The organism is Halorientalis marina (assembly GCF_023028345.1).
Classification (GTDB): domain Archaea; phylum Halobacteriota; class Halobacteria; order Halobacteriales; family Haloarculaceae; genus Halorientalis; species Halorientalis marina.
The window spans coordinates 3,151,714-3,164,961 of sequence record NZ_CP095487.1; the positions used below are offsets into that span (position 1 = coordinate 3,151,714).

Below are 13,248 nucleotides of genomic sequence, written 5' to 3' on the forward strand. Positions count from 1 at the left end.
CGAGCGATGCGGGCGCATGACGGTCTCCTACCGGCACGTACCCGCCTCGGAAAAATAAACGTTGCCGGACCGTTCTCAGAATCTGTAGCGAAGGTGGGCGTGCCGTCGGGTTTCGGTGGTGCGGCGGTCACACGAGCAACAGCGCACCGCCGACGACCGCGAGCGCGCCGAACCCGACACAGACGCCCCAGAACGCGACCCGGCGGACGAGGCGAACGAGCGCGTCGACGGTCAGAAAGCCGACGACGGCGCTGGTCGCCAGCGCGAGCAGTGCCGCGGTCGGGTCGATCCCCGGCAGGCCCGTGTCAGCGAGGACGAGCACGCCCGCGCCGGCCGCCGCGGGAATCGACAGCAGGAAGGAGAGCCTGAGTGCGTCGACGCCCGCGTGTCCACGGAGGAGGAGCGCGCTCACGGTCGTCCCGGACCGGGAGACGCCGGGCAGGATCGCCAGCCCCTGCAGACCGCCGACGAGGAGGGCATCGAGCAGCGTCGGGCGCTGGGCGGACGGATCGCCATCCGCGTCCGCACCGCCGTCCGGCCGCGACTCGTCGGCTGTCGCGGTCGCCTCAGCACCACGGTCCGACGCCACCCGCTGGACGACACCGGTGACGATCAGCAGGGCGCCGATGAGCGCGACGAACGCCCCGCCGGCGAGTTCCGAGGCGAGGTCTTCGAGGAGGGTGTAGGCGACCGCCCCGACCAGCGCCGAGGACAGCGTCGCGGTCGCGAGAAAGGTGAACTCCGCGCGGTCCGCGTCGAAGGCTCCCGCGGGTCGCCACCGCGGGAGTTTCCGCAGGAGCGCCCACACGTCGTCGCGGTAGTACGTCGTCGCGGCGACGGCCGTCCCGGCGTGGAGAAAGAGGGCGTACTGGACGGCGACCTCCGGGGAGGCGTTCCCGACGAGCGTGAGCAGCAACGCGACGCTGCCCTCGCTGGAGACCGGCAACCACTCCAGGACGCCCTGGACGATGCCGACCAGGACGGCTACCACGCGCGGGTCCATACCCCTGTCCGGGAGGCCCCCACAAAAAGACCGTTCGGTTCGCCCGTCAGTCGGCGGCCACGGTGTCGTCTCCGAGGTCGACGAGATCGTCGACGGGCGGCACTTCGGCGTCGGCGTCGGTGATGATGTCGAGTCGCCGCGTGAGTTTGTCCCGCGCGTAGCCCACGAGCGGCGCGGGGTTGATGGCGTCGCCGAAGTCGCCGACCGTGCCCGCGACGTGGGGCATCAGGTCCTGCAGCGTCTCCTGGACGACCGCCTCGTCGACCTCGCCGCTCTGGACGAGCGTCCGGACCTTGTGCATGCCGAAGCCGACGTGGCGGCCCTCGTCACTGCGGATTTTCGTGATACCGTTGACGATGCCATCCATGTCGGGCCACTCCCGCTTTGCCACCTCGTCGCTCCCACCCGGCGAGAACGCGGAGGTGAACCCGTAGTAGCCGGTCTGGGCGAGCACGGATTCGACGGTCAGGTGGTAGTGACAGTAGGCCCGCGCCCGGTTCTCGGGCGTGTCCTCCGTGAGCAGTCGCTCCATCGCGGCCTCGGTCTTGTCGAACAGCGCGACGTAGTGGTCGTTGAAGTACCGCTGGGCGGTCGGGTTCGTCTTCTCGTAGCCCAGTTCCTCCGCGACAGGGTCGATCACCTCGCGCCAGTAGCGGTCGAAAAACTGGGTGTGTTTTGCCTCCTCGTAGATCTGACTGGAGATGAACATCTGGTCGTTGATGTCCTCCAACACCAGCGCCAGCGGCATCAGGTCCTCCGTCACCGCCTCCTCGCCCGCGCCGAAGCGCGAGACTGCGGTGCGGAACTCCTCGAACTCCGCTTTGCTCGGCTCCTCGTCGAGGAACCGCTCTTTGTCACCCGCCAACCCCTCGATCTCGTAGGGATCCCAGTGGCGATAGACGGCGTTTTTGAAGTACCCCTGTGCGAACGAATCCCGGTCCAGCCGCATCGCGCGACTGTCGTCCTCTACCTGCGTCATGTTACACCCACACGTAGGGGAAGTCGGCTCCTACCACTGGTGCAAATCTTCGTTGGCAGGTTTAAGTGTTGGATCGCGAAGAACGATATGGCTCCAGCCGGAACGGGGGTGTATGCGTCACGCGGAGTTGGTCCTGCGGCCGGGACGGGCGGGGTTCCATCCGGCGGACCGGGCGCTGGTCGACGCCCCGACGGTCGAGCGGGTCGCCATCCACCACATCAACCAGCTGGACGACGACACCATCGTCTTTCTCTATCAACTGCAGGGCGACCTCGACCGCGCCCGGGAAATCCTGACGGCCCACGCGGACGTGCTGACCCATAGCATCTCCCGGGCGGACAGGGACCTGCACGCGTACATCCACTTCGAGCCGAACGAGATCGTCGACGCCCTCTTTCGGCTCCCACAGGAGTACAGCCTCGTTGTCGACACACCCATCGAGTGCCTCTCGGAGGGCGGTATCAGGGTCACCGCGCTGGGCGACCACGAGACGCTGACGACGGCCATCTCGCTCATCCCGGACGCCATCGACGTGGAACTGGAGACGATGGGCGACTACCACCCCGACGACCGACAGCTGTTCTCGGCGCTGACCGAACGCCAGCAGGAGATCCTCCTGACGGCGGTCGACATGGGCTACTACGACGTGCCGCGAGAGGCGACCTACGAGGACATCGCCGCCGCGCTCGACCTCGCGCCGGTGACCGTCGGGGAGCACCTCCGGAAGATCGAAGCGCGCGTGCTGACGGAGATCGTTCCGGGCTGAGACGGCACCGATGGAAACGGCACCGGTGACCGTCCGGCGCCGCTGCCCGGGGCCGCGAGACCGGCCCTCCCCACGGCGGCCGAGCGGTGGGTTCCCGAACGGTCACATTATCGGGGCCGAGCCGTGCGTTCGGACGGTCCTGTCGGGCCCCGGTTCCAGGTAGTTAAATTTTGACGGATCGAACGTGTTCGTCGGTAAGCCAGTCTCACGAGAACTTACCAGTCAGACGTTTATTCCGCGTTTCGAACACCGTTGTAAATCCATACCTATATACGACAGACACTCACATGGGAGTGTATGTCTGCCGATAGGGGCCCTGCAGGGGGCCCGTCGTTGTGGCGGCGCCTCGCGTCGAATCTCGCGGGGTTGCGGCGCTGTCGTCGAAACGACGGTTGTCGAATCGACTGTGACCACGACCGGACCGCCGACGAGCGGTTGCCCTGGGACACCGAGGACTACGGCGGCTGGGGCGGCCACGAGTACCACGACACCGAGGCCGGTGCCGACCGGACGCCGGTGGTGTTCGTCCACGGGAACCAGCGCGACGCCTGTGACTGGGAGGTCCACGCCGACTTCTTCACGAACCGGGCGTACGGCGGGGACGAGCTCTGGGCGATCACCTTCGGCTCGGGGAGTCCGAGTCACGACGCCATGGCCGACCAGCTCGACCACTTCGTCGCGAACGTTCGCGACCACACCGGCGCCGACGAGGTGGCCGTCGTCGGCCACAGCCTCGGCGTCACCGGGCTTCGCTACTGGATGTGTCGCGACGACCGACTCGACTGGGTGGAGACCTTCGTCGGCCTCGCGGGCGCGAACCACGGTACCGTCCTGAGTTCGATGGCCGCCCGGACCGGGATCAACGGCGGCACCTACAAGATGAGTCACTTCCTGCGTGACGACTACGAGCGACTCGACGACCACCCACTCGCGACCCTCAACGAGAACGAGACGCCCGGCGACGTCGACTACTACACGCTCCGGGGGACGAACGACCCGCTGTTCTGGAACTGCGCGGAGAGCCCCGCGCTCGAAGGCGCCGAGAACGTCGCCATCGCGGCCGACCACGACGGCGTCCGCACGAGCCTCACCAGCGCCGAGTACGTCTTCGAGTGGTGCAGCGGCGAGAAACCCTACAACTTCAGGAACCTGTACGGTGCCGACGAGAGTGCGAGCGGCGACGAGAGCGTGCGTCCCGGCGAGGTCGGTGACGCGAGCGCCGGCGACAGCGACGACGCGAGCGGAGCGGGCGCCCACTCGGGCACCTGAATGGCAAGGGAGTTACACGGGGGTCTCCAAGTCCGCGGTAATGACGCTTCTCGACACCGCACGCCGGGCCATCGACACCGGCCCGCTCTGTGACCCCTGTCTCGGCCGTCTCGTCGCCGACCGGAGTTTCGGTCTCACCAACGACGAGCGCGGCCGCTCGCTCCGTGTCGCCGTCGCCCTCGACGACGACGTTCCCGTCGCGGACCTCGAACCCGACGGGGAGTGCTGGGTCTGTGAGGGCGAGTCCGCCCGCTACGAGGAGTGGGCCACCCGCGCCGAACGCGCCGTCGGCGAGTACGACTTTTCCACCTACCAGACCGGCACGAAGGTCCCGCCGCTACTGGCGGAAAACGACGAACTCCTCCGCGAGGAGGCCGGGCTCGACCCCGACGCGGGCGAACTCCTGAAAAGCGAGATCAACCGCGAGGTCGGCAAACGCCTCGGCCGGCGCACCGAGACCGAGGTCGACTTCGAGCGCCCGGACGTGCTCGTCCTGCTCGACCTCGCCACCGACGAACTCGAGGTGCAGGTCAACTCCGCGTTCGTCTACGGCCGCTACCGGAAACTGAAGCGGGACATCCCCCAGACGAAGTGGCCCTGCAACGAGTGTGGCGGCTCCGGGCGGAAACGCGGCGCGTCCTGTGACGGCTGTGGCGGCTCCGGCTACCGCTACGACGAGTCCGTCGAACAGCTCACCGCCCCCGTCGTGCTGGAGGCGATGGACGGCGAGGAGGCGGTCTTCCACGGCGCCGGCCGCGAGGACGTCGACGCCCTGATGCTCGGCTCCGGCCGCCCGTTCGTCATCGAGGTCAAAGAGCCCCGCGTCCGCGACGTGGACCCCGCGGACCTGGAAGCCGACATCGACGAGTTCGCCGACGGCAAAGTCGAGGTCACGGACCTGCGACTGGCGACCCACGACATGGTCGAACGCGTCAAGGGACTGGACGCCTCGAAGACCTACCGCATGGAGGTCGCGTTCGAGGAGCCGATCACGGACGAGGCCCTCGCCGACGCCCTCGACGACCTCGACGGCACGACCATCCACCAGGACACTCCCCAGCGGGTCACCCACCGCCGCGCCGACGTGACCCGGACCCGCGAAGTCTACGAGATCTCGGGCGAACTGGAGAGCGAGCGCGAGGCCACCGTCGACGTCCACGGCGAGGGCGGCCTCTACGTCAAGGAACTCGTCAGCGGCGACGCGGGCCGCACCGAACCGTCCCTCGCCGGCCTGCTCGGCGTCGGCGCCGAAGTGACCGCCCTCGACGTGCTGGACGTCGAGGGGGAAGACGAACCCTTCGCGAAACCCGAGTTCTTCCGCGAGACGGACGAGTGAGGACCGAGTGCCCCCGCACCGTTCGCCCCCGTGGGCCACGTCCCGCACCGGCGCAACGTTTACCAGCCTGAAGCCCAATCAAGGTATGAGGTGACATACCATGTGCCACCACATGGATTCGGCGTACACGGACTGGCGCGAAGCAATCGACGAGGCCGACGCGGACGACGAGGAGGAACCGGCCGAGGTCGACATCGCGGAACCGGAGATCGGTGAAGCGGAGGTTGCGGAGCCCGACATCGAGCAACCACAGCTCGACGATTGACGCCGCGACCCCGCTCGCCGACCCGCCGACGGGCCGCGAACCCACCCGTTTTTTGCAGGTCGCCCCCGCAGCCGTGTCCATGCAGTTCGGCGTCGACGAGGCCGGCAAAGGCCCCGTCCTCGGCTCGATGTTCGCCGCCGCAGTCCGGGCCGACCCTGCCCACCTCCCCGACGGCATCGACGACTCGAAGGCCCTGTCCGAGCGCCGCCGCGAGAAACTGGCCGAGCGGCTCCGGGACGACGACCGGATCGCGGTCGGCGTCGCCGAAATCCCGCCGGCGCGCATCGACGACCCCGAGACGGACATGAACACGCTCACCGTGGCCGCCCACGCCGAGGCACTCGCCGCCGTCGTCCGCGAGGGGGACTGCGGGACCGTCGACGCCGGCGACACCGACGCCGACCGCTTCGGTCGCCGCATCACCGACCGGCTCGACGCCGTGGTCGACCTGACCGCCGAACACGGCGCCGACGCGACGGAGCCGCTGGTCGGGGCCGCGAGCATCGTCGCCAAGGTCGAACGCGACGCCCACGTCGCGGCCATCGGCGAGCGCGAGGGAACGGCGGTCGGCAGCGGCTACCCGAGCGACCCGACGACACGGGAGTTCCTGGCCGACTACGTCGACGCCCACGGACGGCTCCCCGACTGCGCCCGCGAGTCCTGGGCGACGAGCGCGGACGTGCTGGCCGCCGCTGCGCAGGCCAGTCTGGACGAGTTCTGAGCGTCCAGCTACCGCTCTCCGTCGCGGGTGAAAAGGGGTGGAAAGTTGGGGGTGAAAACGGTGGGAAAGATGGGTGGTGTGGGGGTGGATCGGGGTGGGGGGGTGTGGCCAGCAAACCCCGTTCGCGTCTGGCCGCACCCGAGGCTATGGGTGCTATCTATACAAAAGTAGAGGCGCGTTTTCTCGCAGTGAAAAGACCGCCCTCAGGAGGAGGCCTGCTCCTGGTCGAGCATCAGGTTCCGGAGGATGTCACCGTAGGCCGGGCGCGTGACGAGGACGCCGATGAGGACGCCCACGATGGTGACGATGGCGAACCCGGTCAGATCGCCCAGCGAGAGGACGGTCAGCGGGCTCATGGCGATGATGGTCGTCGCCGCGGCCGCGCCGATGACCCAGAACGCCTTCCGGAAGCGGTTCTGGAACACCCTGCCGGTGGCGACTTTCCCCTCCTGTAAGATCTCGTCCGCGATGATGATCAGGTCGTCCACCCCCGTTCCGATGACGGCGATGAACCCGGCGATGTGCGAGAGGTCGAGCGCCAGCCCGATCGCCGAGGCGAACCCGAGCAGGAGGAACACCTCCGCGGCGGCCGTCGCCAGCATCGGGATCGCGACGCGCGGGCTCCCGTACCGCAGGAAGACCATCCCGCTGACGGCGAGCCAGGCGACCAGGCCGGTGATCAGCGAGAACAGCTTGAACTCCTGGGCCAGGCTCGGCTGGAGGAAGTAACTCGTCCCCGAGGAGATGTCGAGCTGGGTCGGGAGCGCGCCGGCTTTCAGGTTGATCGAGAGCTGCGAGGCGTCGCTCATGTTCGTCGTCGTCATCGTGAACCGCGGGTCCTGCTGGAAGTCGCCGTTCTCCAGCGAGCCAGCGAGGTCACGGCTCATCTGGGCCGCGTAGACGACCTCGCCGTCGAGGACGGTGTACAGACACCAGCCCTGGGCGTTGTCGGGGTCCTGGAGCGCCTGCCCGGTCGGACAGTTCGCGACGCCCTCCCCGGTGAAGCCGTTCTCGGTCATGACCTGGACGAACCGATCGGACGCGTCCGCCGTGAGCGTCACCGGAACGAACGGCTGACTCCCGGACTGTCCCGGCGACTGGGCCGTCCCGATGGAGGCGAAGTCGTCGTTGTCGAGCATCCGCGTCTCCTCGTAGACCGTCGACCCGTTGCGCTGGACGGGGTAGTGCGCGGTCACGAACACCTCGCCGCGCCCCTCGATCAGCTGGAGGACCTCGTCGCGGTCGGCGTTTGGCACCTCGACCACGACGAAGTGCTCGCCGGTCCCCGAGGTGGTCTGGCGGGCGCCGCCGCCGGTCAGCCCGCCGCGGTTGATCTTGTCGTTGAGCGTGGTGACGACCTCGTCGCGGGTCGCCTGTGTCACGCCGTCCCGTATGTCGGACTCCTGAACCTCGAAGCCGTTGGCCCGCAACGCCGCGGCGAACTCGGCCTGGGAGACGTTGTCCGAGAACAGCTCCACGGTCCGCGACCGCTGGCCGAAGCGGATATCGTTGCTCGCCACGTCGAGCCGGTCGACCAAGTCACGGCGGACGCCGGTGATGTTGTCCGTCCCGTTGATGTCCACCTCCTCGGCGGTCATGCCGATCAGCGGCGCACGGATGCGCGTCCCGCCGGACAGCTCCAGCCCGTACTGGAGGCCGGTTCCACCGCCGCCGCCCGGCAGCATCATCGGCCCGAGCAGGACCGCAGTGCTGGCGAGACAGAAGACCAGCAGCAGCAGGATCCGCCAGTTATCACGGAGGTCCATCAGCGGTCACCTCCCGTCATCGTGCGACCCCCTCGTACTTGTACCAGCGAAGCAGGCTCAGGTTCAACATGTAGGTGTTCATCAGGTCGGCCGCCAGCCCGAACACCAGGATGATGCCGATGTCGGGCAGGAGTGGAATCCGAAGCAGCGTCGCCGTGACCGTCATGACGGCCATCGCCACCAGGGAGGTGAGCGTCATGGTCACGCCGGTCCGCATCGCGCGATACGTGGACTCGTAGAAGCTCCCCCGCCGCCGGAGGATGTGGTTGTTCAGGAGGACGTCCGAGTCCACCGAGTACCCGATGATCATCAGCAGGGCGGCGACGGTCCCCAGCGAGAGCTTGATGCCGAAGAGGTTCATCAGCGCGACCGGGATCACGATGTCCGAGAAGGCGGAGATGACCACTGCAATCGAGGGCACGAACGACCGGAAGAGGGCGAAAATCAGCAGGCTCATCCCGACGAACGCGACCGCGACGCCGATCAGTGCCAGTTGCTGCGCGCCGGACCCGAAGCTCGCCGAGGTCTCCGAACTGGAGATCACCTCGTAGCCGGCGCCCGATATCTGGTTCTCGATGAGGCTCGTGTCCGTCGACTGGGTCGTCAGAATGTACCGATCGCTCCCGGCGACGGGCTGGATGGAGTCGATCTCGAAGCCGCTCAGCGAACTCCGGATCTCGCTCTGTGAATCGGTCGTCTCGATCTGGACCTCCGTTCCCCCGGTAAAGGTGATCCCCGGCGTCACCGGTGCGCCGGTCATCACGTACCAGCCGGCGATGATCAGCAAGGCCAGCGCCAGCACGGCGAGCGGGATCGCCGCCAGCTGTCGGTTGGAGTACTTCTCGTAGTCGATCTCCGGAAACCGATCCTCGATGTCGGCGACGCTCATCCGTCCCACCCCCTGTCGTCGGCTCTCGGTACCGCGACTGCCATCATACGCCACGGTGTGCGACAGCCCCGAATAAGCCTTCTTATCTCATTTCCGCTCAGTCCGCGACGGAGAGCCGCGTCGGCAGCGCCCCCGCGACCAGATGGGCACGCAGTTCCTGCGCCTCGCTCTCGTTTGCCGCCGTCATGACGAACTGCGGGTCGGCCGCCCACTCGCCGGATTCGATCTGATCCGCCAGCCCCGCGCTCATCCCCGCCGCGTAGACCACGTCGCCGTCGTGGACCGTGAACAGACAGTAACCGGTCGCGTTCGCCGGATCCGCGCGGGCGGCGTCGGTCGGACAGTTCGCGACGCCCTCGCCCGTGAAGCCGAACTCAACGAGCCCCGACGAGAAGTTCGCGGCCGCCTCGTCGGTCACCGTGACGGGCACGGCCGGTGCCGGACTCCCGGGCCCCGGTCGCTGGACCGTCCCGACCGACACGAAGTCCCCGTTCGTCAGCAGCGTCACGTCGCGATAGGCGTCGGCGGCCGCCGTGTCGGCGGTCTCGTTTGCCGGGAAGCGCGCGGCGATCTCGACGGTCCCGCGGTCACGGACGGCCTCGCGGACCCGCGAGGCGTTCCCGTCGGTCGGCGTGACGGCCACACCCCGTCGGTCGTCGACGGTCGCGGTCTCGACGCTCGCCTCGATGCCGAGCACCTGGAACCGTTCCGACAGCGTCCGGACGGCCGTCGACTGGGTCGCCCGCGTGACGCCCGGCCTGACGTCTCCGGCCGCGGCGTCGATGTCCTGTCCGTCGAGCGCGTCGACCAGTTCGGCCGCCGAGACGCCGTCGTCGAAGACTTCGACCGTACCCTCTGCCGGCCGCATCCGCACGTCGCGCGTGTCGACGCCGAGCGCGTCGGCGATGGCGGTCGTACGGTTGCGGTCCGCGGCGGACAGGTCGAGGTCCGTCGCGGTCACGCCGACGAGCGACGCGCGGACGACGGCGTCGTCGGCCGGCGTCTCGGTGCTCATCGAGTCGTCAGTCGCCGAATCGTCGCCGGTCGAGCCATCGGTAGCAGTGTCGGTCGTGGCCGCTGTGTCGGTCGTGGCTGCGGTGTCCGTCGGCGCATCGGTCGCCGTCGCGGTATCGGCCGGGCCGTCGCCGGTCAGCGACGCACAGCCGGCAGTGACCGCGAGGAGGGCGAGTGCAAGCGTTGCTACCAGGAGGGACGGGCGGCGTCGCATACGTCCGCGTTCAGGGCCGCGGGAAATAAATCATCGGCAACCGGTCCCGACCCCTCAGTCGCCGTAGGGCGTCGGTGGAGGGCCCTGTGGCGGGAGGCGGTGCTGGCGCGGGACGCGGATCGTGACGACGCTGCCGCGGGGGTCCTCGGCGGGGTCGCCGGCGACCAGCGGCGTTCCCGTCTCGGCGCGGTCCGCGAAGGAGACCTCGCCGTCGAGCATCGTCACGCCCCAGTTGACGAGCCACAGCCCCAGCCCGCTCCCGTGTTCCAGCGGCGTCTCGGTCCCTTTCACGAGCACCTCGCGTTCCTGGTCCGGGATGCCGGGACCGTTGTCGGCGACCCTGATCTCGATCTCGTCGCCGGCGCGGTCGACGGTGATGCCGATCCGGGGCTCCGGGTCGTCGTTGTGGATGACCGCGTTTTCGAGGACGTTCTGGAGGACGGACTCGAGGATGCCGGTCGAGCGTATCTCCAGCCGGTCCGGGAGGTCGGTCTCGACGCGCACCTCGGGATACTCGTGGCGGATGGTGTCGACGAGCCGCTGGACCAGCCCGGGCAGGTCGATGGGTTGTGGGTCGTTGTGCCGGCGGGACATGATCCGCTCGATCTCGCGGGCCTTCATGCCCGTCTCGGTCAGGTCACGGGCGACCATCCGGATGCGGTCGGCCAGCTCCTCGTTCTCGTCGTCGAGCCGGTCCGAGAGCTGTGTCGCGCACACGTCGATGACGTTCATATCGTTACGGAAGTTGTGGCGCAACACGCGGTTGAGCACCTGGAGTTGCTGACGGCGGTTCGTCCGGTTGGTGATGTCTCGGACGACGAGGACGCGCCCGACGCCGCGGTCGTGCTGGTCGGTCAGGAGCGAGACGCTGACCTCGTAGACCCGCGGGCCCCGACCCGGCCAGACGACGGTGTCCTCCTCGTCGGGGATTTCGAAGTCGTCGTCGAACAGCGCCCCGGCCGGTTCGCCGACGACGGCGTCGCGGTCGCACTCGAACAGCCCCTCCGCGACGGGGTTGACGTCGACGACCACGTCGCTATCGTCGAGGACGACCACGCCGTCGCGCATGTTCGTCACGACCGCGTTGCGACCGATGCGTCTGGTCGCGGGCACCCGCTGGAGCAGCTCCGACTGGTAGAGGGCGTACGCGAACGTCCCGGCGCTGACGGCGAAGGCGTACGGCGTCAGGTCCAGTCCCGGAAGCGGTGCCACGCCGGCCAGCGACAGGAGGTTCGCGACCAGCGGCACCAGCGCACCGATCAGCAGCGCCAGCGCCTGGTCGGCGAAGAGGTGGTCGGCGGTCAACACCAGCCGCAAGAGCAGGACCATCCCGGCCAGTACCAGCGTGTACCCGAACGCGACGTAGGCCCAGAACGCCGGGCCGTAACTCTGGACGAACAGCACCACGCCCTCGCGCTGGACGGACGTGGTGTTCGTCCAGACCAGGTGGTGCCAGTCGTTCGTGAACGCCAGGGCGATCACGACCGCCGGCGGCACCGAGAGCGCCCCGACCGTCCGGCGGGTCACGAGTTCGCTCTGTCCGGTGTACTGGAGCGCGAAGACCAGCCACGCGACCGGGGCCGGCGCCGAGCCGATCCAGATCGCGCGTTCGAGCAGGGCGCGCGTGCCCGCGTCGGTCGTCACGAGCGCGAGGCCGTAACAGCCGGCCCAGAACAGCACCGCAACGAGCAGGATACTCAGGGCTGTCGTGCCGGGTTCCGGGCGGCGTCGCCACGTGACCGCCGCGAACCCGGCCGTGATGAGGGCTGACACCGCGAGTGCCAGCACGTATGGTGAGAACACGACTCTATCGTACCCCCTCGACCCCTCGACTACGTCTCCCTTGATTACCCTCTTGAATAACGATACGGCCGGTTGCTTCCGGCTATATATAAGTAGTGTCGCGAACCGGCGAGTACGGCGCTGGCGTGGCCGCTCAGTTGGGCAGGTACCGCACGGAGACGACGCCAGTCTCGGCAGCCCGGACCTCGACGCGGGCGACGTCCATCCTGGCCGCCCGGGCGACGGTCTCCTCGTCGTCGAGCACGTCCGTCACCGCGTCCTCGATGCCGTCGGCCGGGACGGTCAGGACGTGGAGTTCCCCCTCGCCGGCCCGCTCCTGCCGGGTCACCTCGCCGACGGCCTGGTCGGCAGCGATCTCCTCGGCCTGTCGGGTCGGCGGCTCGGCGCTGCGCTCGACGGGGATCGTTCGCTGTCCCCGCAGCTCCGCGACCGTCCAGGCCACCTCCATCGGCGGCTCGGGCTCGATTGCGGCCTCGACGACGGCGCCGCCCTCGACGCCGGGGTTGTCGGCCAGCGTGTGGACCTGCCCGTCGGCCACGTCGCGCAACACGGCCGAGTCATCGTCGGCGTGGGTCACGAGAAACGTCCCCTCTTTCATCGGTTCCGGGTACACCGCGGAGCCTTTTTTCCGTTTCGCGTCGGCCCGGCGGTCAGTGCAGGTACCGGTGGAGCAGGACCATACCGGCACCGACGGCGACCGGGGGAATCAGTCCGTAGGGAGCTGGAAGGCCGTAGAGGAACTCCACGACGGGCGCGATGGCGGCCGGCGGCGTCTCCTGCTGTTCGGCCGGCGTCGAGATGACGAGCGTGAGGTACAGCGCGAACACGAACAGGTACCCCGTCGCCGCGAAGCTGGCGTCGTAGCGCCGCGAGGACCCGGTCCGGCGGTGGCGGCGCGCGACCGAGAGGACGGGCGCGAGCAGCGGGAAGACCACCAGAAAGCCCACGAAGACGAAGAAGGCCCGCGAGAAGGTGAACACGCCGCCCGAACCCCCAGTCGTGACGGCGATCAACTGGACGATGGCGAACAGGAACACGACGGCGACGAGGGCGGCGAGCAGGCCGCCGAGGACGGCGTAGGACTTGAACAGCAGCGAGTCGCTGGTCCGCAGGGCGTACGGGAGTGCCCCGAAGAGCCCGTCGTAGGCGTCCTCGTCGCCGCCCGCGTCCGCGTCCGTCGCCGGTTCGGTCATTGCCAGCCAGTAGGGACGAAGCCCGCAAAA

Annotated in this window: 13 protein-coding genes; 5 read left to right on the forward strand and 8 right to left on the reverse strand. The window is 68.6% G+C overall.

Going from position 1 to position 13,248, the window contains the following annotated elements:
* Nucleotides 1-127 precede the first annotated feature (127 nt).
* Both MUG96_RS16235 and MUG96_RS16240 read right to left on the reverse strand, forming a co-directional pair.
* Nucleotides 128-1,003, reverse strand: coding sequence for an undecaprenyl-diphosphate phosphatase (locus tag MUG96_RS16235; RefSeq protein WP_246984410.1), 876 nt, complete (start codon nt 1,001-1,003; stop codon nt 128-130).
* A 46-nt stretch (nt 1,004-1,049) separates the two neighbouring features.
* The gene (locus MUG96_RS16240; protein ID WP_246984412.1) at nt 1,050-1,982 is read right to left on the reverse strand and encodes a ferritin family protein; all 933 of its coding nucleotides are present in this window, start codon (nt 1,980-1,982) and stop codon (nt 1,050-1,052) included.
* 112 nt (nt 1,983-2,094) lie between these two features.
* Between MUG96_RS16240 and MUG96_RS16245 the strand changes: the two genes are divergently transcribed.
* The 5 genes from MUG96_RS16245 (at nt 2,095) to rnhB (ending at nt 6,339) form a co-directional block, all read left to right on the forward strand.
* Nucleotides 2,095-2,748 carry a helix-turn-helix domain-containing protein gene (locus tag MUG96_RS16245; RefSeq protein WP_246984414.1) on the forward strand — a complete coding sequence of 218 codons (654 nt, stop codon included), beginning with the start codon at nt 2,095-2,097 and terminating at the stop codon, nt 2,746-2,748.
* A gap of 297 nt (nt 2,749-3,045) precedes the next feature.
* The gene (locus MUG96_RS16250; protein ID WP_246984416.1) at nt 3,046-4,017 is read left to right on the forward strand and encodes an esterase/lipase family protein; all 972 of its coding nucleotides are present in this window, start codon (nt 3,046-3,048) and stop codon (nt 4,015-4,017) included.
* Between the two features lie 40 nt (nt 4,018-4,057).
* Nucleotides 4,058-5,353, forward strand: a complete 1,296-nt coding sequence (locus MUG96_RS16255; protein ID WP_246984418.1) for a tRNA pseudouridine(54/55) synthase Pus10 — start codon at nt 4,058-4,060, stop codon at nt 5,351-5,353.
* 100 nt (nt 5,354-5,453) lie between these two features.
* A complete protein-coding gene (locus MUG96_RS16260; RefSeq protein WP_246984420.1) occupies nt 5,454-5,618 on the forward strand; it encodes a hypothetical protein in 165 nt (54 codons plus the stop codon).
* A 79-nt stretch (nt 5,619-5,697) separates the two neighbouring features.
* A complete protein-coding gene (gene rnhB / locus MUG96_RS16265; protein ID WP_246984422.1) occupies nt 5,698-6,339 on the forward strand; it encodes a ribonuclease HII in 642 nt (213 codons plus the stop codon).
* A 203-nt stretch (nt 6,340-6,542) separates the two neighbouring features.
* Here the strand turns inward: rnhB and MUG96_RS16270 are convergent, their stop codons facing one another.
* The 6 genes from MUG96_RS16270 to MUG96_RS16295 all read right to left on the reverse strand — a co-directional run bounded on the left by MUG96_RS16270 (nt 6,543) and on the right by MUG96_RS16295 (nt 13,218).
* Complete coding sequence (locus tag MUG96_RS16270) at nt 6,543-8,105, reverse strand: preprotein translocase subunit SecD (RefSeq protein WP_246984424.1); 1,563 nt, start codon at nt 8,103-8,105, stop codon at nt 6,543-6,545.
* A gap of 16 nt (nt 8,106-8,121) precedes the next feature.
* On the reverse strand, nt 8,122-8,994 hold the full coding sequence (secF, locus tag MUG96_RS16275; protein ID WP_246984427.1) for a protein translocase subunit SecF: 873 nt from the start codon (nt 8,992-8,994) through the stop codon (nt 8,122-8,124).
* Nucleotides 8,995-9,091: 97 nt separating this feature from the next.
* Nucleotides 9,092-10,222, reverse strand: coding sequence for a preprotein translocase subunit SecD family protein (locus MUG96_RS16280; protein WP_246984429.1), 1,131 nt, complete (start codon nt 10,220-10,222; stop codon nt 9,092-9,094).
* A 54-nt stretch (nt 10,223-10,276) separates the two neighbouring features.
* A complete protein-coding gene (locus tag MUG96_RS16285) occupies nt 10,277-11,995 on the reverse strand; it encodes a sensor histidine kinase (RefSeq protein WP_246984431.1) in 1,719 nt (572 codons plus the stop codon).
* 163 nt (nt 11,996-12,158) lie between these two features.
* Complete coding sequence (locus MUG96_RS16290; RefSeq protein ID WP_246984433.1) at nt 12,159-12,623, reverse strand: DUF5812 family protein; 465 nt, start codon at nt 12,621-12,623, stop codon at nt 12,159-12,161.
* 52 nt (nt 12,624-12,675) lie between these two features.
* Complete coding sequence (locus MUG96_RS16295) at nt 12,676-13,218, reverse strand: DUF8056 family protein (RefSeq protein WP_246984435.1); 543 nt, start codon at nt 13,216-13,218, stop codon at nt 12,676-12,678.
* Nucleotides 13,219-13,248 lie beyond the last annotated feature (30 nt).